The 23,823-nt window shown below is 57.2% G+C and carries 21 protein-coding genes; 6 read left to right on the forward strand and 15 right to left on the reverse strand.

Annotated elements, in window-relative coordinates; all coding sequences use genetic code 11:
- Nucleotides 1-4,953: an alpha-2-macroglobulin family protein gene (locus ECL_RS19245; RefSeq protein WP_013098285.1), complete on the reverse strand. Its 4,953-nt coding sequence runs from the start codon at nt 4,951-4,953 to the stop codon at nt 1-3.
- A 274-nt stretch (nt 4,954-5,227) separates the two neighbouring features.
- On the opposite strand from ECL_RS19245, the gene ECL_RS19250 reads away from it, so the two are divergent.
- The 4 genes from ECL_RS19250 to ECL_RS19265 all read left to right on the forward strand — a co-directional run bounded on the left by ECL_RS19250 (nt 5,228) and on the right by ECL_RS19265 (nt 9,858).
- The gene (locus ECL_RS19250) at nt 5,228-6,772 is read left to right on the forward strand and encodes a PTS transporter subunit EIIC (protein WP_038420384.1); all 1,545 of its coding nucleotides are present in this window, start codon (nt 5,228-5,230) and stop codon (nt 6,770-6,772) included.
- Nucleotides 6,773-6,784: 12 nt separating this feature from the next.
- The gene (locus tag ECL_RS19255) at nt 6,785-8,152 is read left to right on the forward strand and encodes a 6-phospho-alpha-glucosidase (RefSeq protein ID WP_013098287.1); all 1,368 of its coding nucleotides are present in this window, start codon (nt 6,785-6,787) and stop codon (nt 8,150-8,152) included.
- A gap of 90 nt (nt 8,153-8,242) precedes the next feature.
- Nucleotides 8,243-9,088 carry a 3-mercaptopyruvate sulfurtransferase gene (sseA, locus tag ECL_RS19260; protein WP_013098288.1) on the forward strand — a complete coding sequence of 282 codons (846 nt, stop codon included), beginning with the start codon at nt 8,243-8,245 and terminating at the stop codon, nt 9,086-9,088.
- Complete coding sequence (locus tag ECL_RS19265) at nt 9,088-9,858, forward strand: MurR/RpiR family transcriptional regulator (RefSeq protein WP_013098289.1); 771 nt, start codon at nt 9,088-9,090, stop codon at nt 9,856-9,858. The genes sseA and ECL_RS19265 overlap by 1 nt, the downstream gene beginning before the upstream one ends.
- Nucleotides 9,859-9,875: 17 nt before the next feature.
- Here the strand turns inward: ECL_RS19265 and sseB are convergent, their stop codons facing one another.
- The 11 genes from sseB to trmJ form a co-directional block, all read right to left on the reverse strand.
- A complete protein-coding gene (gene sseB / locus ECL_RS19270; protein ID WP_013098290.1) occupies nt 9,876-10,652 on the reverse strand; it encodes an enhanced serine sensitivity protein SseB in 777 nt (258 codons plus the stop codon).
- A gap of 111 nt (nt 10,653-10,763) precedes the next feature.
- Entirely contained in the window at nt 10,764-12,050 is a 1,287-nt protein-coding gene (gene pepB, locus ECL_RS19275; protein ID WP_013098291.1) for an aminopeptidase PepB, read from the reverse strand.
- Between the two features lie 53 nt (nt 12,051-12,103).
- Nucleotides 12,104-12,304 (reverse strand): Fe-S cluster assembly protein IscX, encoded by a 201-nt coding sequence (iscX, locus tag ECL_RS19280; RefSeq protein WP_003860650.1) that lies wholly within the window; start codon nt 12,302-12,304, stop codon nt 12,104-12,106.
- 1 nt (nt 12,305) lies between these two features.
- Complete coding sequence (gene fdx, locus ECL_RS19285; RefSeq protein WP_003860652.1) at nt 12,306-12,641, reverse strand: ISC system 2Fe-2S type ferredoxin; 336 nt, start codon at nt 12,639-12,641, stop codon at nt 12,306-12,308.
- A gap of 1 nt (nt 12,642) precedes the next feature.
- On the reverse strand, nt 12,643-14,493 hold the full coding sequence (gene hscA, locus ECL_RS19290) for a Fe-S protein assembly chaperone HscA (protein WP_013098292.1): 1,851 nt from the start codon (nt 14,491-14,493) through the stop codon (nt 12,643-12,645).
- A gap of 14 nt (nt 14,494-14,507) precedes the next feature.
- The gene (hscB, locus tag ECL_RS19295; protein ID WP_013098293.1) at nt 14,508-15,023 is read right to left on the reverse strand and encodes a co-chaperone HscB; all 516 of its coding nucleotides are present in this window, start codon (nt 15,021-15,023) and stop codon (nt 14,508-14,510) included.
- A gap of 80 nt (nt 15,024-15,103) precedes the next feature.
- Entirely contained in the window at nt 15,104-15,427 is a 324-nt protein-coding gene (gene iscA / locus ECL_RS19300; protein WP_003860659.1) for an iron-sulfur cluster assembly protein IscA, read from the reverse strand.
- A 13-nt stretch (nt 15,428-15,440) separates the two neighbouring features.
- Entirely contained in the window at nt 15,441-15,827 is a 387-nt protein-coding gene (gene iscU, locus ECL_RS19305; protein WP_003860661.1) for a Fe-S cluster assembly scaffold IscU, read from the reverse strand.
- Nucleotides 15,828-15,851: 24 nt separating this feature from the next.
- A complete protein-coding gene (gene iscS / locus ECL_RS19310) occupies nt 15,852-17,066 on the reverse strand; it encodes a cysteine desulfurase (protein WP_003860663.1) in 1,215 nt (404 codons plus the stop codon).
- 117 nt (nt 17,067-17,183) lie between these two features.
- Complete coding sequence (gene iscR, locus ECL_RS19315; protein WP_013098294.1) at nt 17,184-17,675, reverse strand: Fe-S cluster assembly transcriptional regulator IscR; 492 nt, start codon at nt 17,673-17,675, stop codon at nt 17,184-17,186.
- A gap of 236 nt (nt 17,676-17,911) precedes the next feature.
- Nucleotides 17,912-18,637 carry a tRNA (cytosine(32)/uridine(32)-2'-O)-methyltransferase TrmJ gene (gene trmJ, locus ECL_RS19320; RefSeq protein ID WP_013098295.1) on the reverse strand — a complete coding sequence of 242 codons (726 nt, stop codon included), beginning with the start codon at nt 18,635-18,637 and terminating at the stop codon, nt 17,912-17,914.
- Nucleotides 18,638-18,768: 131 nt separating this feature from the next.
- On the opposite strand from trmJ, the gene suhB reads away from it, so the two are divergent.
- The gene (gene suhB, locus ECL_RS19325) at nt 18,769-19,572 is read left to right on the forward strand and encodes an inositol-1-monophosphatase (RefSeq protein WP_013098296.1); all 804 of its coding nucleotides are present in this window, start codon (nt 18,769-18,771) and stop codon (nt 19,570-19,572) included.
- Between the two features lie 61 nt (nt 19,573-19,633).
- On the opposite strand, the gene ECL_RS19330 is transcribed toward suhB, so the two are convergent.
- A complete protein-coding gene (locus ECL_RS19330) occupies nt 19,634-20,614 on the reverse strand; it encodes a nickel/cobalt transporter (RefSeq protein ID WP_013098297.1) in 981 nt (326 codons plus the stop codon).
- Nucleotides 20,605-21,243: a DUF1007 family protein gene (locus ECL_RS19335; protein WP_013098298.1), complete on the reverse strand. Its 639-nt coding sequence runs from the start codon at nt 21,241-21,243 to the stop codon at nt 20,605-20,607. The genes ECL_RS19330 and ECL_RS19335 overlap by 10 nt, the downstream gene beginning before the upstream one ends.
- 125 nt (nt 21,244-21,368) lie before the next feature.
- Here ECL_RS19335 and csiE point away from each other — a divergent pair, with 125 nt between their 5' ends.
- On the forward strand, nt 21,369-22,646 hold the full coding sequence (gene csiE, locus ECL_RS19340; RefSeq protein WP_013098299.1) for a stationary phase inducible protein CsiE: 1,278 nt from the start codon (nt 21,369-21,371) through the stop codon (nt 22,644-22,646).
- Here the strand turns inward: csiE and ECL_RS19345 are convergent, their stop codons facing one another.
- The gene (locus tag ECL_RS19345) at nt 22,647-23,786 is read right to left on the reverse strand and encodes a 3-phenylpropionate MFS transporter (RefSeq protein WP_013098300.1); all 1,140 of its coding nucleotides are present in this window, start codon (nt 23,784-23,786) and stop codon (nt 22,647-22,649) included. It abuts the gene before it with no gap.
- Nucleotides 23,787-23,823 lie beyond the last annotated feature (37 nt).

Raw genomic sequence — 23,823 nt, forward strand, 5'->3', positions numbered from 1 at the left:
TTACGGTACAACAATCAGCGGGCCACTGGCCGCACCCGTTGCCCGCCACTGCGGAACATACATGGACTCCACCAGCGGCACCGGTACCTGGTACGTTCCCGGCGTCACGGCGCGCGCCAGATAAACCAGCGTAACCGGCTGCCCTTCGTTCACCGGCACTGCGGCCACAAAGCGGTCGTCGCGGAACTCCATATGCTGAATATCCGCCTGCTGCATCTGGTTAAGCAGGTTCTGCACTTCGCTGCCGCTGTCCTGCAGGCTGGCGCTGCTGCTTGCCAGGTTCTGGTTCTCCAGCTCCAGACCCGCCGGGAGGAGATCCACCACCAGCGCATCCGGCACGTTCTGGCTGGCCTTCACTTCCAGCCATACCAGCACCAGCTCACCGCTCTTCAGCGAAGAGAGCGATTTCGAACTGCCGTCGGTTGCCAGAATATGGCGTTCAATCTGCAGAACATTCGAGAATGGCTGAGGGGCTGAGTCCGGGTAACCGGTGCTATCCAGACGCACCCACAGCGGTGTCGTGCCGGTGTTGGTCACCTGCAGCGCACCAAGCTGATCGCCATTCATATTCTGCACCAGCGCCTTGTCACCGCTCAATGCGCTACCCGAGAGTGAGGTTTCCGCCTGCCATGCTCCGGACAGAGTTTGTAGCGAACGTCCGGCCAGGAACAGCGCGTTACTCTCCTGCGTAGACAGCCAGCGCTGGCTGAAGGCCTGTTCAGACAGGGCATTCAGCAGCGTATTTTGCGCATCCGGCAGCAGCTTGTACTCCTCCAGAAGGGAGAGCATCAGCGCGTTATCACGAAGCGCGCTACCGTAATCCGCCATCCAGTGTCTGCTGTCGTTGCGCGGTGTTTTGAGGGCCAGATCCAGCGCCTGCTGGCTGCGCGGGGCATCCCCCATCAGTTTGAGTGCCATACCGAGCTGCATCAGCGGCAGACCGGAAGCCGCCTGCCCGTGACGATCCCAGATTTCACGCAACGCACCCAGCGGGGCTTTTTGCTGGCGCGCCAGTACCAGTGCGGCATAGGCCTGCACGGCAAATTTGCTGGCCTGGGTATCGTCGCTGTAGCGGATGGACATCATGCCCGGATCCTGCAGGTAGCGGAGCAGTCGGCTATTGGCATTATTGACCGCATCCGTCGGCACGCTGTAGCCCTGCTCACCGGCACGCACCAGGAAGTCAGTGACATAGGCAGTCAGCCAGTACTCTTCCGGACCGTTTTTATCCCAGAGCGCAAAACCACCGTCGTCACGCTGCATCTGCAGAAGGCGGGAGATGCCAATATCAATGGCAGCACGACGTTTGTCGTCCGTGTCGCCTTTAATGCCAAGCGCCTTCAGCTGTGACGCGTTGGTATAGAGAGACGGGAACAGGCCACTGGTGGTTTGTTCAAGACAGCCATAAGGATATGCCTGCAGCTCACGGATATAGCGCGCCAGATTAAGCGGCGGTTTGCCGCTAAGCAGCAGTTGTCCCTGCAATGTAGCGGGAGAGAAGCCGTTGATATGCTGCCCTGGCGCAGTCCAGGACTCACCCGGGTTCAGCATGGCCCCGGTATTCACCGTCTGCGCCGGGAACGCAGGACGGACGCCGATTTTCCAGCTCTTCTGCTGCGGAGCGAAGGTCTCGCCAGGCAGCTGAAGTCCTGTTACCTGCGCCGTCACTTCGCCGTCACCGTAACCTTCCAGTGCACGCACCGGAATAAACAGCGTGCTGCGCGCACCCGGTGGCAGTTTGACAGGCTGCGGCTGCGCCCCTTCCAGCGACAGCTTGCCGGTCGCGGTTAAGGCCACACTAAGCGTTTGCGGCTGATCGGTCAGGTTAGTGAGATCCAGTGTCAACCGTGAGGTATCGCCGCTTGCCAGGAAGCGCGGCGTATTAAGCTCGGTAATGACCGGCGCGGCCACAATCACTTTGCTTTCGCTGCTGCCGAAATCCTCTTCCGTCCAGGCCTGCGCCATCAGACGCAGCTCACCGTTGAAGTCTCCAATTGGCAGGGTGATGGACCCTTCACCATTCGCATCAAGCGTCACTGGCTGTGCCTGCTGGGCGATAATGGTGACATGGTTCACCGGCGGCTTACCGCCGCGTTTAAGCTCATCGCCGTCACCACCAAAACGCAGTGCGGCCATACGTCCCTGGCCTTCAATCACCTGGCCGTAGATATCGTAGATATCCGCGCCATAGCGCTTCTGACCAAAGAAGGCCTGCCACGGATCCGGCGTGACGTAATCAGTAATGTTCAGCACACCGCTGTCCACCGCGGAGACCAGCACGTTCACTTTCTGTGGTACCGGGCCCTCTTTAACGCTGGCTTTTACTTTCACGGAAAGCGTCTCGTTAGGGCGCATTTTCTGCGGGTTATCCAGCGCGATATTCAGACGGCGATTTTCATCCCCCATCGGCAGATGCAGCAGGCCAACCGCCCGCTTCGGCGTGGCGGATTTGGATTTATCGCCAGGGCGAACCACCAGCGTGCTGAGATAGAGGTCGTGGCGTTTCCAGGCTTTGTCTACCGGAATAGACAGATCCAGTCCGTTGGCCGGGACGTCGATCTCTTTCCACCACAGTGGCCCTTCGCTGGATTCGATCATCGCATAGCCTTTACCTGCGGCAGGTGCGGCGATATGCAACTGGATGGTGTCACCCGGCTGGTAAGAAGGCTTATCCAGTTTCAGGGTCACGCGGTCGGGGCGCGCGGCTCCCGTGCCGTCACTGTTATCCTGCCAGCTGTACCCGGCCCAGAAACGTACGCTGCTGACCATGTCATCAGGCGCTTTCACTTCCAGACGATAGGAGCCCCACTCTACCGGGAACGTCACTTTACCCGTTTCATCGGCCTTGAGGGTCAGCTCCTGCTCGCCTTCAATGAGATCTTTTTGATCAAACTGGGACTGCCAGCCATCGCTTTCTGACCAGTTCCAATAGTAGTCGCGGCGTTCGCGGATCAGGCGCACCTGTAACCCGGAAACAGCCTTTTTCGCCCCACTGGCATCGGCATAGACAATGTCGAAACTGGCGTTGCCGTTTTCATCGACGATAGGCTGGTTAACGGTGGTATCGGTGCGGTAATCATACACCGCCTTGCTGGCGAACTGAGGACGAATACCCGGTAATTCGGCTGCTGGCCAGATAGCCTGTTCAGCACGACGCGTCACCGGACGACCGCCTGATTCCAGCAGGCTGGCCTGCAGGATCAGCTGAAGCGGAGAGTGCACCTCTTTCCACTGGCTTTCTGTAGAGACCTGCCCACGCCCCTGTTCATCAAGCGTAAGCTGCACTTCATCCAGGCTGCGACTCAGGTTGTCTTCGGCGATATCGCCAAACTGGAAGCCAGGCAGCGCCGGAACCGCTTCACGCAGTGGACGCAAAAAGAGCTGCCCCTGCAGGGCATTACCGTTGGCCGGTGCGCCGTAGAGGTAATATCCCACCACGTTAAAGTCGACGTTATCCTGCGGTGAAACCGGCGTTTTTTGTCCGCTCAGATTCAGCGCCATACGCTCTGGCATAAAATCTTCGACGTGGAAGTCCCACAGACGCTGCTGGTTATCGCCCGTATTGGCGCGGATATGCCACATGCCGGTTTGCGCCCCGCTGTCCAGCGGATAGTTAAAGCGATAGAGACCATTCTCCGGCTGGACGACGACGGTACGCGCTACCTGCCCGTCCGGGCGAAGCACATCCAGCTTCACCGGCTGCGCGGGCAGCGGTTTACCGTCGCTGTCGCGCAGTAAGCCGTTCAGGATCACCGTTTCGCCTGGGCGATAGAGGTCACGCGGGCCAAACATAAAGAATTGTTTGCTGTAACCCGGGCTACCGGCAATGTCGAACTCCGCCAGATCGAGCGCCGGCAGCTTGAGGTCAAGCAGCGTAGTCTGGCCATCTTTACTGGCAAGGATCAGCGCGGCTTCTTTGTCAGTTTCGAGCTTTGCATGGCCGTCAGCATCGCTGTTCGCCTCAGCCAGGGTCTGCCCTTTATCGTTTAACACCGTGACGGTTACGCCGGATTGCGCCGCACCGTTTTCCAGGCTCTGGGTGAAGATATCGAGACGGTTATGATAACGGTGAGCGGACAGCCCAATATCGCTTAAGGTGAAGAGCGTGGCGGCATTGCTGTAGTTGTAATGCCCTGCCTGATTCATCACTGCGATATAGACTCCCGACTGCTGGAGCGGCTTGATATCTTTCAGCGGCAGCAGCAGTTTTTCACGCGTGTTGCGTGCCGGGTTAAGATCGAAACGACCGGTATAAACCAACTCGGCCATCTTCAGCAGATTGTCAGATTCCCAGTTGGTCAGCGAGTTACGGTATTCCCACTGGCTGACGAATGAAGCCAGCGACTCCGGTTTCACGCGATAGAAGTTCACGTCCACGTTATTGACGTTGAGCGCCATGACAGGCAAGCCTTCCACCACTTTCCCCGGCAGCAGTGACCCGCGGCTGGCGAATCCGACCGTCGGCTCGACATCCCGGGTGGTCAGGGCTTTTTCGTAGTCGATGCCAAAAGTCGCTTTGTTTAACGCCTGCAGATCGCGTTCCACGGTGACGACCAGATTGCGGTTAGGCTCCAGATGGCGCAGACGAAGCTCTTTCAGGTTCGGCGCCAGTTCCCACGCCCCGTCAACCTTGCCGCTTTTCTTATCCACGACATGCACGGTTTTCGAGAAATCCTGATCCGGATTCAGTGGAACAGAGAATGTCAGCACCAGCGTGGCGGCGCCGTCCAGCTGCACTTCAGAGGCATCAAGCAGAGTGAGCGCTTTGCCCTGACTTTGTGCCGCCAGTTTTGCCAGCTTGTCAGCGTCTGGCTTTTCCGCCGCTTTTGGTGTGGTTGCTGTAGATGCCGCGGGAGCCGCAGCCTGAGGTTTATCGTCGCTGTTATCACAGCCGACAAGCGTAAACGTGGTGAGCAGCGCAAGAGAGAGCGCGGCTAAGCGAAACGGTTTCATCCTTTGTCCCTGGCCCATGGAGCCTGTTGGTCGTCTTCCGGATAAGTATTATCCGCAAGTTTCGTTAATACAAAAAGTCCATTTTTAGGATCTGGAAGGCGGCTCGCATCGTCAGCGTGGTGATGTTACGCCGATCACAACGTCAAACGTCACATGTTACCTTTCACGTCATTTGTTTTTAAAACAAGAAGATAGCTGGATAAGCTCGCCGGGAGCCTGCTAGTTTTAAGCTCAAGACGCACCCCGAGTGCGCGGTTCAATAAGAGAGAAAGCCATGAAACGAGCCGTGAACGCCCTACAAAATTTCGGAAAATCATTGTACGGACCGGTACTTATTTTACCGATCGTCGGTCTGTTTATCGCCTTTGGCAATGTGCTGGGCAATGGCAACCTGGCCGAGTATCTGCCGTTTCTCGGCCATCCGCTGATCCAGAATATCGGCCAGCTGATCGCCAAATCTGCCGTGTCGGTGCTGGTTAACCTGGCCCTGGTGTTTGCCGTCGGCATCCCGATTGGTCTGGCAACACGGGACAAAGGCTACGCGGCGCTGATTGGGCTGGTGACGTTTGTGGTGTTTATCAACGCCATGAACGTCACGCTACAGCTTCAGGGCGAACTGGCAAACGCAGCACAGATGAAAGCCGCCGGGCAGACCATGGTGCTGGGCGTTCAGGTGCTGGAGATGGGCGTGTTCGCCGGGATCCTGACCGGCGCGCTTTCTGGATACCTGTACAACAAATACTCCGGCGTACAGTTTAACGGCGCGATGGCGATTTACTCTGGTCACTGTTTTGTCGCCATTGTGATGCTGCCCGTTTCCATGCTGCTCGGCGTAGTGATGAGCGAGCTGTGGCCGTTTGCCCAGCACGGCATTAGCGCAATGGCGCTTGCCATCAAAGGTTCTGGTCCGTTCGGCGTGGCGATCTACGGCTTCCTTGAGCGCATTCTGGTGCCCACCGGTCTGCATCATCTGGTCTATACCCCGTTCCTGTATACCGAACTGGGCGGCACGCAAGAGGTGTGCGGTACGGTTTATCAGGGCGCGCGCAACATTTACTTCGCGGAAATGGCCTGCCCGGAGGTGAAACAGCTCAGCAGCACGGTGGTATGGGATGCGCGCGGCATCAGCAAGATGTTTGGCCTGCCGGCGGCGGCGCTGGCGATGTACATGACCGCAAAGCCGGAGCGTAAAGCGGCAGCAAAAGCGATTCTGATCCCGGCGGCGCTCACTTCGCTGCTGGTCGGCGTCACCGAGCCCATTGAGTTCTCCTTCCTGTTTGTCGCCCCGCTGCTGTTCGTGGTGCACGCGGTGCTGACGGGTATCGGGATGATGCTGTTCTCCCTGCTGGGTGTTCACGCCATCGGCGCTAACGGGATTATCGATTTTATTCTCTACAACCTGCCGCTCGGTACGGAGAAGTCCAACTGGCCGATGTACATCGTGGTCGGGCTGATCATGTTCGCCCTCTACTTCGTGGTGTTCCGCTTCCTGATCCTGCGTTTCAACATGAAAACGCCAGGCCGTGAAGATGAGGATCAGGAGACGCGCCTTTACAGCAAACAGGAGTACCAGGCGAAGGGCAATAACGACGGGCTGGGTGAATCCATCGTCGTCGGTCTGGGCGGCCGGGAAAATATTGAAGTGGTGGATAACTGCTACACCCGCTTACGTGTGACGGTGAAGGATGTCGCCATCATTGATGAGCCGCGCCTGAAAGCGACCGGCGCAAAAGGGATTATCAAACAAGGTAACAACGTTCAGGTGGTCTACGGGCTGCATGTCAAAAAAATGCGAGAAGCCGTTGAGACGTTTCTCTGAAAGGAGCTAAAGATGTTTACACCCCCATTCATTCTGTCGATTGCTGGCGGCGGTAGCACCTACACGCCAGGTATTGTGAAAAGCCTGATGGTGCGTCTGCAGGACTTCCCACTGGCCGAAATCCGCCTCTACGACATCGACGAGGCGCGTCAGAACACGATTGCCCCGGTGGTGGAAAAAGTGATCCGCGACCACAGCCAGAGCATCAAATTTACCGTCACCAATGACCCGGAAGTGGCCTTCAGCGGCGCACACTTCGTCTTCGCCCAGATGCGCGTTGGCCAGTATAAAATGCGCGAGCAGGATGAGAAGATCCCGCTGCGCCACGGCGTGGTTGGTCAGGAGACCTGCGGCCCCGGCGGGCTGGCTTATGGGCTGCGTACGATCCTGCCAATGGTCGAGCTTATCGATCTGGTGGATCGCTACGCGCATGAAAAAGCATGGATCGTAAACTACTCCAACCCGGCGGCAATCGTCGCAGAGGGGGTGCGTCGCCTGCGACCGAACGCCCGCGTGCTGAATATTTGCGATATGCCGGTTGCTGCAATGCGTAACATGGGAGCCATTCTGGGGGTCGATCGCCGCAAGCTGGAGGTGGACTACTTTGGGCTGAATCACTTCGGCTGGTTTACCCGTGTGTTGGTGGACGGCGAGGACAAGCTGCCGGAACTGCGTAAACATATCGCGAAGTTTGGTCTGCTGACGGAAGATGCCGCCAAAACCGACCCGCAGCACTCCGATCCGTCGTGGGTGAAAACCTGGCGCAACATCAAGCCGATCATGGATAACTTCCCGGAGTATCTGCCGAACCCGTATCTGCAGTACTACCTGATGCCGAACCAGATTGTTGAGCATCAGAACCCGGACTACACCCGCGCTAACGAAGTGATGAACGGGCGTGAGAAAAAGCTGTTTGCCGCAGCCGAAGACTATAAGCGTACCGGGATCCTGCCGGACGCCTTCCACGTTGGCGTTCACGGCGAGTTTATCGTCGATGTCGCCTGCTCGCTGGCCTTCAACCTGCGGAGCCGTCATCTGGTGATGGTGGAAAACCGCGGGGCAATTACTAATCTGCCGTACGATGCGGTCGTCGAGGTTCCCGCTTATATCACCTCAGAGGGGCCAGAGCCTGTCCGCGTGGGCCAGGTGCCGCTGTTCCATCAGACGCTGCTGCAACAGCAGCTCGCCTCTGAACAACTGCTGGTGGAAGCAACCATTGAAGGGAGCTATGAGAAAGCGCTACAGGCATTTACCCTGAATCGCACCGTGCCGACCATGGAGCACGCGAAAGCGATTCTGGATGAGATGATCGAGGCAAACCGCGAGTACTGGCCTGCGCTGCAAAAAGCCTGGCAGAACGGCGAAGCGGTGAAAAAATAGGGGCTTGCTCGCGAGTTGAACGTGGTTTGCTTGTCGGTGTCAGAAAAAACATCGACAATCCTTTTTTACGGAAAAGAATGGAGGCAACCCATGTCCACCTCATATTTTGTCGCCGCCGACTGGCTGATTGAGCACGGCGACGATCCTGAAGTGCAGATTATTGACGCGCGTATGGCTCCTCCGGGCCAGGAGCATCGTGACGTTCCCGGTGAATACCGCGTAGGGCACCTGCCGGGCGCGGTATTTTTTGATATCGAAACCCTCTCCGATCACACCTCCCCTCTGCCGCACATGCTGCCGCGCCCGGAAGCCTTCTCCGTGGCGATGCGCGAGCTGGGCATCAGCAAAGACAAACACCTCGTTGTTTATGATGAAGGTAACCTCTTCTCTGCCCCGCGCGCGTGGTGGATGCTGAAAAACTTCGGCGTCGAGAAAGTCTCGATTCTGGCGGGGGGGCTGGCTGGCTGGAAGCGCGACGAACTGCCGCTGCAGCAGGGGGACGTGACGCTGCCGGAGGGGGATTTTGACGCGACGTTTGACGCAAATGTGGTGAAACGCCTGACCGACGTGCTGGTCGTCAGCCATGAAAACACTGCTCAAATCGTCGATGCGCGTCCTGCCGCACGTTTTAACGCTGAAGCGGACGAACCTCGCCCTGGCCTGAAACGCGGACACATTCCGGGGGCGTTGAACGTGCCGTGGGGCGATCTGGTGTTTGAGGGCGAGCTGAAAACCACCGATGAGCTACGCGCGATTTTTGATCGTCAGGGCGTGGATTTACACCGTCCGATTATTGCCAGCTGCGGTTCCGGCGTAACGGCCTGCGTGGTGATCCTGGCGCTCGCCACGCTCGGCGTAAACGACGTCACGCTGTACGATGGTGCCTGGAGTGAGTGGGGTGCGCGGGACGACCTGCCGGTTGAACCCGCGAAATAATGGATAACCGCCTGGCCACGCTGTTAACGCGCGGGGAATCGCTGACCCGCGCGGAATATCGCGTACTCGCACATCTCACGGAGCATCCACTGCTGGTGGGCAACATCACGGTGCGGGAACTGGCGCAGGCGACATTTGTCTCTACCGCGACGATTATGCGGCTGTGTCAGAAGCTGGGGTTCAGCGGGTTTAGCGAGTTTATCTGGCACTGCAAACAGCTCCTCACCGACACGCCGCATATTACGACGCAAGGAAACGCCCTTCCGCAATTGCCCGCGCTGTTCAGCCAGTTTATTGCCAACTATCAGCAGACATTCCAGTGGGTGACCGATGAGAAGCGTCTGCAGTTTGCCGACCTGCTGCGTCACAAAGAGAGCTTCTTTCTCTACGGTGCCGGGTTTTCCTATCTGTTTGCCGAATACCTGACCAAAAAACTGCAGGTGCTGGGGAAAACGGCGTTTATCTCCGGGCCGGGTGACAGCCGGAACATCTTCCTCAGCAACGCCGCCCGTTATCAGGTATTTATTGCCGTCTCGCGCAGCGGCGAAACAGAGCAGGTGCTGGATAAAGCGCGGATCGCCAAAAACGTCGGGATGACGATTGTCGCGTTTACCCGCGCCTCGGCCAATACGCTGGCGGGCATGGCGGACGTGCACTTCGCTCTCTATGACGAGGCGGTGCATTACGCCGCGGAAGCCGCAGGGGTGACGTCGTTTGAGTCGAATCTGGTACTGCTGATGGATTTACTGCTGCTGGAAGCAACGGGGTGACAGTCACCCCGCTGTAATCAGATGACGCGGTTGGTTTTGAGATCGCGCAGGAAACCGCCCCAGCGACGCTCATAAAACGGTGTGATGTGCTCGGTAATAAAGTGGCTGATGCCCTTCTCACCGTTCTTCACCTGGCAGATATCAATTGGCTCATCGCCCGGCAACGTATCGGTGGCCACGCTGCCCGCCGCCTGGATGATTTCATCGATATCGCCGTCAGCTTCAATCCCAATCAACAGTACCGGCTGTTCATCCGCTTGCTCTTTAATCGAACAGAGGAACGCGCGCCGTACCGGCTTCAGGGTTTTGAACAACGTGGTCAGGGAATCGATCATCTGCGCTGGTGGTTCGGCCACTTCAGAGAGCAGCAGCGTTTCGCCCCCTTCCAGCACTTCCTGGGTACTGAGCGGGTTACCCTCTTCACCAATCAGATGGCTGATTTCACGCGGCGTGAACTCTTTCCCGGTCGGCAGTTTCGCATTAAGGAACAGCGTCTGGCCCAGCGTCATTTCGAACAGCGTGCGTACCGGCATCACCACGAACGCCTGTTCGTCTTCAACGGCGGTCTGTAGCGCTTCCAGCGAGGTAAAGAACGGGATCACCGAGGTGCCGTCGTCTTTCTCCCAGTGCAGCAGATCCAGCGCGCTGTCTTCAACAACCTGCTCACCTTCCGCCGCGGTTCCTGGCACCCAGACGGTGGATTCCAGCAGCGTGCGGAAAAATGCCGGACGGTGGGCGGGCTCGGTCGCCGCCTGTTCCAGCAGGGTTTCTAATTCGTTTTTGGTTTCGGACATAACAATTCCAGATGTCGAATTTTCCCCTCACCCCGGCCCTCTCCCTCAAGGGAGAGGGAGCAAACCATCCCCTCTCCCCGTGGGAGAGGGTTAGGGTGAGGGCAAAAAGCATTACTCAGCCGTCAGCAGGTTCGCCACGGTACGCACGCCCAGGCCGGTCGCGCCCGCAGACCACTGCTCAACTGCCGCTTTACGGTAGGTTGCGGAGCAGTCGATATGCAGCCAGCCTTCGTGATAGTTCTCAACGAAGTGGGACAGGAAGCCTGCTGCGGTGCTTGCACCCGCCGGGTATGCCGCGCTCGCGGTGTTGTTCAGTTCGGCAAAATTTGACGGCAGCTGGCTGCGGTGGAACTCCGCCAGCGGCAGACGCCAGAACGGTTCGTTTTCTGCCGCAGCACTTGCCAGCAGGCGGGCCGCCAGCTTGTCGTCAAAGCTGAACAGCGCATGGTAGTCGTTACCCAGCGCCGTTTTTGCCGCGCCGGTCAGGGTGGCCATATCGATAATCAACTCTGGCTTCTGGGCAGAAGCGTCGATCAGGCCATCAGCCAGCACCAGACGGCCTTCTGCATCGGTGTTCATCACTTCAACATTTTTGCCGTTGCGGTAGCGAATGATGTCGCCGAGCTTGAAGGCATTACCGCTTACCATGTTGTCAGCGCAGCACAGGTACAGCTTCACGCGTTTTTTCAGGCCACGGGTAATCGCAAACGCCAGCGCACCAGTGATGGTTGCCGCCCCGCCCATGTCGGATTTCATGGAGTCCATGAACGCGCTCTGCTTCAGGCTGTAGCCACCGGTATCGAAGGTGATACCTTTCCCGACCAGGCAGGCAAATACTGGCGCGTCTTTATCGCCGGTTGGGTTGTAGTCCAGCGCCAGCAGCACCGGTGGACGCTCAGAGCCACGACCCACGGTGTGAATGCCCATGTAGTTCTGCTCGCGCAGGTCTTCACCTTTGGTGATGCGATAAGACATGTTGTCGCCGGCCACGCCGCACAACAGGTCAACGGCGCGCTGTGCCAGCTGTTCCGGCCCCAGCTCTTCTGCCGGTGCGTTAATGGTGTCACGTACCCAGTCGATAATGGTCAGGCGGCTTTCCAGCTCTTTTTGACCGGCTTCGTCAAGGTTGGCCCACTCAATTTTACGGGTGCCTTTTGGCCCTTTATAACCGGCCCAGAACGCCCAGCTGCGGTCGGTGTCCCAGCCCTCGCCTGCCAGAGAGACATGCTTAATGCCGAGCCCATCAATTTTACGCGCGGCGCGCTGGATCAGGCCCAGATCGTCGTTGCCCGTCAGGTGCAGGGTAATACCGTCGTTGTTGATACTGTAAGTGGCTTTTTCGCCCCAACGCGCATCGGCGGGTTGCGTAGAGAGCGTAATCTTCATCGCTTCGGTCATTTTATTTATCCTTATTAGCAAACGGGCCGCCTGAAGGCAGCCCGTTACGTGATTTACTCTGCTTCATCTAACCAGACTAACAGAATCGCCTCCAGAATTTTTTCATTGGATGCGTTGGGATCGTCGTCAAAATCCTCTAAATCGCAGATCCACTGATGCATATCGGTGAAGCGTACGGTTTTTGGATCGAGATCCGGGTTAGCGTCGTAGAGCGCTTCGCCGATTTCACGGCTGTCTGTCCACTTCAGTCCCATATTAATGCTCGCGTGCGTGGTTGATGGTGTAGCGTGGGAACTCCACGACCAGATCTTCGTCGGTCACCGCTGCCTGGCAGCTTAAGCGGCTGTCGGGCTCCAGACCCCATGCTTTATCCAGCATGTCATCTTCGTCTTCGGTGCTCTCGGCAAGCGAGTCGAAACCTTCACGCACGATGCAGTGGCATGTTGTGCAGGCACAGGATTTTTCACAGGCGTGTTCCACTTCGATACCTGCACGCAGGGCAACATCGAGAATGGTTTCACCGGTCTTCGCTTCCAGAACAGCGCCATCCGGACAGAGGTCCGCATGAGGCAAAATAACAATCTTTGGCATATTAAACCTCGTCCACGGACTGGCCTTTCAGCGCGACGCGGACAGATTTGTCCATGCGGCGAGCAGCAAAGTCCTGGGTTTGTTTATCAACGTTTTTAATGGCTTCTTCTATTGCATCAGCGTCATTGCCCTGGGCGACCACGCTTAAGTGCGCAGCAGCCTCGTCAATCACCTGACGCTCAGCGGCGCTTAACAGCGCGGCATCGGCAGCGAGCGCGCCGTTCAGGCTTTCCAGCACGCGTGCGGCTTCCACTTTTTGTTCGGCCAGCATACGCGCCTTCACATCCTGCTCGGCGTAGCTCATTGAGTCCTGAATCATGGAGGCGATTTCGCCATCGGTCAGGCCGTAGGACGGCTTCACCTGAATGGACGATTCGACACCAGTCGATTTTTCCATCGCCGTGACGCTCAGCAGGCCGTCTGCATCCACCTGGAAGGTGACGCGAATATGCGCCCCGCCCGCAGGCAGCGCCGGAATGCCCCGCAGCGCAAAGCGCGCCAGCGAGCGGCAGTCCTGCACCAGTTCGCGTTCGCCCTGCATCACGTGAATGGACATGGCCGTCTGACCGTCTTTAAAGGTAGTGAACTCCTGCGCACGTGCCACCGGAATGGTGGTGTTGCGCGGAATGACTTTCTCCACCAGTCCGCCCATGGTCTCTAACCCCAGCGACAGCGGGATAACGTCCAGCAGCAGCATTTCACTGTCCGGCTTGTTGCCGACCAGAATATCCGCCTGAATCGCCGCGCCCACGGCAACCACTTTGTCCGGGTCAATGGAGGTCAGCGGCGTGCGGCCAAAAAATTCGCCTACACGCTCACGCACCAACGGTACGCGGGTGGAACCACCCACCATGACCACTTCCAGCACTTCATCCGCCTCAACGCCGGCATCTTTCAGCGCACGACGGCAGGCTAACAGCGTGCGTTTCACCAGGGGGGCGATCAGATCGTTAAACTGTTCACGGGCAATCTCACCCTGCCAGCCCGCCACGTTCACACTGACTGACTCAGCATCGCTTAGCGCAATTTTGGCCTCGATGGCCGCATCCAGCAGTTCACGCTGTACGCGCGCATCGCTGCGATCGCTGATACCCGCCTGCTCGCGAATGTAATCCGCCAGCAGATGGTCAAAGTCATCGCCGCCCAGCGCGGAGTCCCCGCCGGTCGCCAGCACTTCAAACACCCCACGGCTTAAGCGCAGGATCGAGATATCAAAGGTACCGCCGCCGAGATCGTAAACCGCAATCACCCCTTCCTGACCGGAGTCGAGGCCGTAGGCAATCGCTGCCGCTGTCGGTTCGTTCAGCAGGCGCAGCACGTGCAGGCCCGCCAGACGCGCGGCGTCTTTGGTGCCCTGACGCTGTGCGTCATCAAAGTAAGCCGGAACGGTAATCACCACACCGTCTAAATCGCCGCCGAGCGTTGCCGTCGCACGCTCCGCCAACGCTTTTAGGATGTCAGCGGATACGCGAATTGGGTTCAGCAGCCCGGCCGCAGTCGCAATCATCGGCAGGCCGTTTTCACTGGCCTGCAGCTGATACGGCAGATGGGGGTAACGGGTCTGAATATCGGCCAGCGAGCGGCCCATCATCCGCTTAACGGAGCTGATGGTATTCGCCGGATCGCGCGCGGCGTTAGCGCGGGCATCAAAGCCCACCGCGTGGCCCTGCTGCTGGTAGTGGACCACGGAAGGCAGCAGATGGCGGCCCTGCTCGTCAGCCAGCGTCTCCGCCTGGCCGCTACGCACGGTTGCCACGAGGGAATTGGTGGTGCCGAGATCAATACCCACCGCCAGACGACGCTGGTGCGGTGCGGCACTTAAGCCAGGCTCACTAATTTGTAATAAGGCCATAATTGCTTCCGAAATTAAAAATCGAGCAGCTTTTCTTCGAGTTGTTCAGCACTGCTTCGCAGTTTATCGAGAAAACGGAGTTTGCGCACAGTGTCTGCCGCCACGTCCCAGGTCTCGTTGTTCAGTTGTGCCACCATCTGCTGATGGCGGGTATCAAACATGCCCTTCACGCGCGTGATGAACCCTTCCAGACGCGCTTCGTCTTTGGCCTGTTCAATCTCATCCAGCTCTTCGCGAAGCGTAAGCTGTTCCATCAGAAACGCCGTGTCGCGTACGGTGTGTTGTTCGCTCGCCAGATCAAAGCCGTGGAGCGAAAGCAGATATTCTGCACGCGCCAGCGGATGGCGCAGCGTCTGCCAGGCCTGGTTGATGGTCGCGGATTGCGACACCGCAGCCAGTTGTTCAGCCTGAGTACCGCTGGCGAATTTGTCCGGATGATACTGACGCTGCAGGTCCTGAAAACGGATCGTCAGCGCCTGGAGATCAATCGGGTATTGAGTGGGTAAACCGAAGAGAGTGAAGTAATCCATAACAATCTCAGGGGTAGCCTGTTAGAACAAACCCCACGCGTAGCGAATAAAGCCACGGTGGGGTTTCGGATGACGCGCGATTAAACGTGGAAGCTTTCGCCGCAACCACACTCGTCTTTGACGTTCGGGTTCGTGAATTTGAACCCTTCGTTCAGGCCTTCTTTTACAAAGTCCAGCTGAGTGCCGTTGAGGAATTGCAGGCTTTTGCCATCGACCACCACCTTCACGCCCTTGTCTTCAAACACAGTGTCATCGGACGCTGGTTCGTCAACAAACTCCAGTACGTAAGCCATACCAGAACAGCCGGAGGTACGTACGCCCAGTCGCAGGCCAAAGCCTTTACCACGGTTCGCCAGAAAAGAGCTTACTCGCGCGGCAGCGCTGTCGCTAAGGGTAATCGACATACTCAAACCTCAATTATTTTGCTTCACGTTTGCTTTTGTAATCCGCAATGGCGGCTTTGATCGCGTCTTCTGCCAGGATAGAACAGTGAATTTTCACCGGTGGCAGTTCGAGTTCTTCAGCAATATCCGTGTTCTTGATTGCCTGTGCTTCGTCCAGAGACTTGCCCTTCACCCACTCGGTGACCAGGGAGCTGGAGGCGATAGCGGAACCGCAGCCGTAGGTCTTGAAGCGCGCGTCTTCAATGATACCTTCATTGTTGACTTTAATCTGCAACTTCATCACGTCGCCACAAGCTGGCGCGCCAACCATACCGCTACCTACGCTCTCGTCGCTGTTGTCAAAAGAGCCAACGTTGCGCGGGTTCTCGTAATGATCGATTACTTTTTCGCTGTATGCCATGATTGAATTCTCCTTATGTACCGATTAGTGATGTGACCATTCAATGCTGTTCAGATCCACGCCCTGCTTGAACATTTCCCACAGTGGAGAAAGGTCACGCAGACGGCCGATGGAGTTGCGAACCAGCTTGATGGTGTAGTCAATCTCTTCTTCGGTAGTGAAACGACCTAAAGAGAAACGGATAGAGCTGTGTGCCAGCTCGTCAGTCATACCCAGCGCGCGCAGCACGTAGGATGGCTCAAGGCTTGCAGATGTACAGGCAGAACCGGAAGAGACCGCCAGGTCTTTCAGCGCCATGATCAGCGATTCGCCTTCAACATAGTTGAAGCTCACGTTGAGGATGTTGGGTGCGCCCTGCTCGAGATCGCCGTTCAGATACACTTCTTCCATATCTTTCACGCCGTCCCACAGACGGTTACGGAGCGTGCGCAGGCGCGCCATCTCGGTTTCCATCTCTTCTTTCGCAATGCGGTAAGCTTCGCCCATGCCCACAATCTGGTGAACAGGCAGCGTACCGGAACGCATGCCGCGCTCGTGTCCGCCACCGTGCATCTGCGCTTCAATGCGGATACGTGGTTTACGACGAACATACAGCGCGCCAATGCCTTTCGGGCCATAGATTTTGTGGCCGGAGAAGGACATCAGGTCGACTTTCAGCTGGCTCAGGTCGATAGGCAGTTTGCCCACGCTCTGGGTCGCATCAACGTGATAGATGATGCCGCGCGCACGGCACATTTCGCCGATGGTCGCAATATCCTGCACCACGCCGATTTCGTTGTTTACATGCATGATGGAAACCAGGATGGTGTCATCACGCATCGCCGCTTCGAGCTCTTTCAGGTCAATAATACCGTTGCTCTGTGGCGCCAGGTAAGTGACTTCAAAGCCTTCACGCTCGAGCTGACGGCAGGTGTCCAGCACAGCTTTATGTTCGGTTTTGCTGGTGATGATGTGCTTGCCTTTTTTCTGATAAAAGTTGGCTGCACCTTTGATCGCCAGGTTGTCGGATTCGGTCGCACCGGAGGTGAACACAATCTCACGCGGGTCGGCACCCACAAGGTCAGCAATCTGATTACGGGCGATATCCACCGCCTCTTCAGCATGCCAGCCAAAACGGTGTGAACGGGAAGCTGGGTTACCAAAGTTTCCGTCCAGGGTCAGACACTGCATCATTTTCTCGGCAACACGCGGGTCCACCGGCGTGGTTGCGGAGTAGTCGAGATAAATCGGTAATTTCATTGCTCTATAAACTCCGTACATCGCTTCAATGCAAGGAATCAGGCAACCGGCTGGATGTACGACCGAGTACACGGGGCAGCTTCGCCCCGGCCTGATTCTGAAATACTTATCTTTTTATTACGCGCGTAATTTAACGTCGATAGCGTCCTGCGCGCGGGTGCTGCGTTGAGATTCCTGGCTGTGCTGACGGCCCGATACATCCAGAACTTCCTGGTTATTCACCAGTTCACCAAGGGTGATGTTGTTCAGGAAGCCGGTCAGGCGATCGCTCAGATCGCGCCACAGCGCGTGGGTCAGGCACTTATCGCCGCCCTGGCAGCCACCTTTCCCCTGGCAACGGGTCGCGTCAACGGATTCGTCAACCGCACTAATGACTTCGCCAACCGCAATACTGCCCGCGTCTTTACCCAGCAGATAACCGCCGCCTGGGCCACGAACGCTGGAAACCAGTCCATTTTTACGCAGTCTGGAGAACAGCTGTTCCAGATAAGAGAGGGAGATCCCTTGTCGTTCAGAAATATCAGCCAACGGAACCGGGCCCGCTTCGGAGTTGAGCGCAACGTCCAGCATCGCGGTTACGGCATAACGCCCTTTAGATGTCAGTCTCATGTCTTACTTAACCTCAAACTCGCCCCTGCCCGGGGTTTTTTATAGTAAAATGGGGTATTGCATAGCAGGGCCAAGTCTGACATTCCTGACTAAATTGGTCAACTATTTACTTGACTGTTTTAGTCAGGTATTTAACCTTCCGTGCCGTATTCTTTTGCCCGGCGGCGCTGCGCTTGCACGGGCCTACGGGTTTTGTAGGCCGGGTAAGCGCAGCGCCACCCGGCGAACAGACGACACTACTCTTTATTCTTCTGCTCAATCGACGCCAGAATCCCACGCAGGATGTTCAGCTCCTGGCTTTCCGGGCGCGCACGGGTGAACAGGCGACGCAGCTTATTCATCACCTGCCCCGGATGGCCTTCGCGGATAAAACCGGTAGAGAGCAGCGTCTGCTCCAGGTGACCATAGAAGCGCTCCAGATCGTCCACCAGCGGATAGGCGGTCTCTTCTTTCGGTTCTGCCACTTTCTCCTGGGTCGCCAGCCAGGCCATCCGCACTTCGTAGGCAATGACCTGTACCGCCATCGCCAGGTTCAGCGAGCTGTATTCCGGGTTCGCCGCAATCGCGACGTGGTAATGGCACTTCTGCAGTTCGTCATTGGTCAGGCCGACGCGCTCACGCCCAAACACCAGCGCCACAGGCGCCTGTTCCGCTTCTGAGACACTTTTCAGGCCGCATTCGCGCGGGTCCAGCATTGGCCACGGCAGCGTACGGGAACGCGCGCTGGTACCGACGACCAGACTGCAACCCGCCAGCGCTTCGTCCAGGGTATCAACAATTTGCGCGTTGCCAATCACGTCGCTGGCACCGGCGGCCAGTGCGATGGCCTGAGAGTCCGGTTTCACCAGCGGATTAACCAGCCACAGATTCGTTAAGCCCATGGTTTTCATAGCGCGGGCAACGGAGCCCATATTGCCGGTATGCGATGTTTCGACCAGCACGATTCGAATGTTTTGCAGCATAGTTTTGGATGTCTGAATTCAGTGTCTAAAGAATATTCGGGCATATTATCATAAACGAGAGACATATTCCGATCCCGCTGCTATACTCTGCGCCGATTTTCCTGTTCTTTAACATCCAGTGAGAGAGACCGATGCATCCGATGCTGACCATCGCCGTGCGCGCAGCGCGCAAGGCGGGTAATGTAATTGCCAAACACTACGAAACGCCAGACTCCGTAGAAACCAGCCAGAAAGGCAGCAATGATTTCGTGACTAACGTCGATAAAGCCGCAGAAGCGATTATTATCGAAACGATCCGCAAATCTTACCCACAGCACACCATCATCACCGAAGAAAGCGGTGAACATGAAGGTACCGATCAGGATGTTCAATGGGTTATCGATCCACTGGATGGCACCACCAACTTCGTTAAACGCCTGCCACACTTCTCTGTGTCTATCGCAGTACGCATTAAAGGCCGTACTGAAGTTGCCGTTGTTTATGATCCAATGCGTAACGAACTGTTCACCGCTACCCGCGGTCAGGGCGCGCAGCTGAACGGTTACCGTCTGCGCTGCAGCAATGCACGCGATCTGGACGGCACCATTCTGGCGACCGGTTTCCCGTTCAAGGCGAAACAGCACGCAACCACCTACATGAATATCCTCGGCAAACTGTTCACCGAATGCGCGGACTTCCGTCGCACCGGCTCTGCCGCGTTGGATCTGGCCTACGTGGCGACCGGCCGCGTTGACGGTTACTTCGAACTGGCGCTGAAGCCGTGGGACTTTGCTGCGGGCGAGCTGATCGCGCGTGAAGCAGGCGCACTGGTATGCGATTTCACCGGCGGCCATAACTATATGTCTACCGGCAACATCGTTGCAGGTAACCCACGCGTTGTTAAAGCCATGCTGGCAAACATGCGTGATGAACTGAGCGATGCGCTGAAGCGTTAATCCCGGTAATTCCCTCTCCCTGTGGGAGAGGGTCAGGGTGAGGACATCAGACCGCACCCTACTAAAACGGTCGCAATCCCCTTCCCACCGGCACCGCACTCATCCACATCGTCACCGCCGCTACCAGCAGAATCATCCCGCCCGCCAGCGCGAGCGTCGTCCAGCCTACCTGTCGCCACAGCACCGGCGTTTTATTGCCGCTGAGTTTTACCGCCAGTTGACGGAAGCTGTGAACCAGTAATGCCAGTGACGAAATGGTCAGGGACGTTCCTGCCGCCATAGCCAGCGCAGAGAGCACGCCCCAGCCGAATACGCCAATCACTTTGCTGAACAGCAGCACCATGATCGCGCCTGAACATGGTCGCATCCCCATTGAAAGAACAATCATCACCCGCGCACGCCAGTCGTCGCCGCTCTGCAACTGCGCCTGCGTAGGCAGATGCTGATGTCCGCAGCCGCAGTGGGCATCATGAACATGATGTGGCGTAAAGGATTTGAAGGTTGGCTTTTGCAGCAGGACGCGCAATTTTTTCAGCGCCCGCCAGCAGAGGATCACCCCCAGCACGCCCACCAGCGCATAACTTCCCTTCTCCAGCCAGAAACTGCTCAGGTGCAGCTGACGAGCGGGAAGCTGTAACAGCGAGAGGACGACCACTACCAGCCCGATAGCGACGCAGCCCTGCAGAAGCGAAGAGGCCAGCGTCAGACCGATGCTCGATTTCAGCTTCGAGGGATGCGTGGCAAGCCAGGTAGTGATCACAATCTTGCCGTGCCCCGGCCCCAGCGCATGCAGCACCCCGTAGACAAAACTGAATGCCAGCAGGGAACCACCTGCTTTTGTTGGGTTATCCGCCACCGCCTTGAGTAGCCCGCTCATCTGCTGGTTAACGTCACGCTGCCAGAGAATGCTTTTCATCATAACCTGCGGCCAGGCCTGCCATAACCACAGCGCGCCGCACACGGCCAGCAATAAAAAGAGCGCCAGCGGCCAGAGATGGAGCCAGCGACGTGGTTTGCGGGCGGAAGAGGCGATCACTGACATTGTAACGTCACCTGCTGTGCAAACTGTTTACCCAGTTCCATATCTTCAGGAGGGGCATCCTCTTTATCCAGAGAGACGGCGAAGTTGAGCGTCTCTTCGCTGGGTTTTGGCGTATGAACAGCGAGTTTGCAGGATTTTTGCAGGGTAGTCGGTAGCGTCACGTCACTCTCCTTCGCATAGCTCATATCGACGTAATAGGTGGGGTCGAAGGTGGAAAAGGTATACGTCTGTCCTGACAGCGGCTGAGGATGCGCCAGCGGGAGAACAAACGTCAGCACCGCCTGATGACCGTCGCGCGACATGCCGTACTCCGTCGGGCGATTCATAAACTTCACCTTTTGTCCGTTATGCCAGAACTCGGTGAAGTAGTGCTGTCCCAGCACGTTGGCCATGACCTCCGCCGCCAGCTTTTTCCAAATCTCATCGCCTGGCTTTGCATTTCCCGCGTCATACAAGAGATCGGCCGAGGTGATTTCATCCATCGTCCAGCGCATTTTCAGGCCGCTCAACTGGGTTCCGTCAGTCACCAGCTCGGTTTTGAGACTGATAAAACTGTGAGGATGCGCGCCGGCGGTGAAAGTGATAACCGCCAAAAATAACGCCATCGCGCTGTGTTTAACTGTTTGCATCAATTCCTCACGTCAAAAATTCTGTGATGTTCGCCAGCAATCCTGAGTGAAAGGGCTGCCGGTACGCTTTTCAGCGTCGATCCTTTAGCTATTCTTACCAGACATTCACACTGGATACCCAACAGATGATGACAACGCTTGAAATTCCATCTGTGCTTTCCAGTTCGCAGCGCCGCTGCCAGGTGCTTTTGATGCTTTACCTGCCCGATGCTGCCGTCACCGCACAGAGCATAATCGCAACCAACGGCGTGGACGACGCCATGGCACGGCAAGATATAGCCGAGACGCGCGATGAAATCCAGCGCTATCACCGGCTGGACATTGTCACGCACCATGACGGCAGCTACCGGATTGAAGGCTCGGTCCTGAATCAGCGTTTATGTCTGCTGCACTGGCTGCGCAGGGCGCTCCGCCTGTGCCCACATTTTGTTTCGCAACAGTTTACCCCGGCGCTTAAAACCGCGCTTAAACAGCAGGGCATCGCGCGTCCGCTTTATGACGATACGAATCTGCGGGCGTTGATCAGCTTCTGTTCCCGAAAGCTACAGCGCCCCTTTGACTGCCGTGACGTGCAGTTTTTACAGCTCTTCTTGCAGTATTGTTTGATCCAGCATCACCTGGGCAATACGCCGCAGTTTTCCCCCGTTCAGCGCAACTGGACACAGTCGCGAGGGGAATACTTTACGGCGCAGGAAATTGTGCGTCACTGGAAACGCCGCGTGCCGCAGGGCACCCACAGCGACGAACAACTGTTCCTCGCGCTGCTGTTTATGATGCTGCGCACGCCCGATCCGGTGCTCGATAAACATCAGCAGGATCAGCGTCTGCGCCGGGCCATCGTGCGGATGATTGCCCGTTTTCGCGCCCAGACAGGAATGAACTTCAGCGATGAACAAGGGCTGACCGATCAGCTCTACGTTCATCTGGCACAGGCGCTGGACCGGTCGCTGTTTGAGATCGGCATCGACAACAGCCTGCCAGAAGAGATCCACCGCCTTTACCCCCGTCTGTTACGCACCACCAAGGAGGCGTTGTTTGAGCTGGAGGCGGAGTTTGGCCTGCGTTTTTCTGATGAAGAGATGAGTCTGGTGGCGGTGATTTTTGGCGCCTGGCTGATGCAGGAGACCGATCTGCACGAAAAACAGGTGGTGTTATTAACCGGAGAGGACAAATCCTGTGAAGAGGTGATTGAACAGCAGCTGCGCGAACTAACGTTGCTGCCGCTCAATATTCGTTATCTGACGCTGCAGGCTTTTCAGAAAGAGGGGGCTCCGCGCGAAGCGGCGCTGGTTATTACTCCTTACCCCACCGCCCTGCCCCTGTTCTCGCCGCCGCTGATCCACGCCGTGGAATCGCTAAACGCACAGCAGCAAGAACATATTCGCGCTATGCTGGAATCGTAGTCAGGCGCGCGCGGCCACTTTCGGGCGAATAAACATCGCCGGTAGCGCGACCAGTGCCATTACCCAGAATACGCCGTGTCCCAGATGTTGATACAGGAAGCCCGCAAAGACCGTCATCACGGCAATGCTGCCGCCCATCGCCACCGCAGAATAGACCGCCTGCAAGCGAATCACATCCCCGCCTTCACGCGCGGCGATATAGCGCATGGCCGCCAGATGGCAGACGGTAAAGGTGCCGCAGTGCAGAATTTGCGCCACGATCAGCCAGGGCAGTTCGGTCGTCCAGCCCATAATGCCCCACCGCGCCACGCCACACACGGCGGAGAGCAGCAGCAGGTCGCGCGCGCCGAAGCGGCGAAACAGTTTCTTGCTGAGCGCAAAGATAATCACTTCGGCCACCACGCCAAGCGACCACAGGTAGCCCACGGCAGAGGCAGAGTAACCGGCGCCCTGCCAGTAAATGGCGCTGAAGCCGTAATACGCCGCGTGCGCCCCCTGAAGCAGGCAGACGCAGGCCAGAAAACGCCAGCTTTGCGCCACCAGGCTTCGCCAGGCGGGCCAGCCTGCGCTTTCCTGATGGCGGCTTTCGCCTTGCGGCATGACTGACGGTCGCAGCAGCATGCCCAGCAACATCGAGGCGATACCGATGCTTAGCAGGGCAAGAATGGCGCGGTAATCGTAAAGACTGACCAGTTTCCCCACCAGCGCAGAGCCAATCACAAACGCAATGGAGCCCCACAGGCGCACGCGGCCGTAGTCCATGGTGATCTGCTTTTGCCAGGTGTTTGCCAGGGCGTCCGTCAGGGGAACCAGCGGGGAGAAGAACAGGTTAAAGCCGACCATCACCACCATCAGCCAGGCAAACTGATGGCTGACCCAGAAGCAGGCCACAAAGACCAGCGTTAACAAGGCAAGAATACGCACCGCTTTGATGAGTAAGGAGGGATCGCTGACGCGCGGTGCAATCAGCAGGCTGCCAAGGAAACGCGCCACCAGCCCCGCCCCCAGCAGGACACCGATGGTTTCCGGAGTAAGGCCAATTCCCTTGAGCCAGACGCTCCAGAAAGGCAGAAAAATACCGTAACTAAAGAAATAGGTGAAATAGCTGAGCGCCAGCCAGCGCGTGGAATGCAAGACCATGAATCCCTCCCGAAATGGAGGCCATAGTCTGGCGAGA

Origin of the sequence: Enterobacter cloacae subsp. cloacae ATCC 13047 (assembly GCF_000025565.1) — a bacterium.
Lineage (GTDB): Bacteria > Pseudomonadota > Gammaproteobacteria > Enterobacterales > Enterobacteriaceae > Enterobacter > Enterobacter cloacae.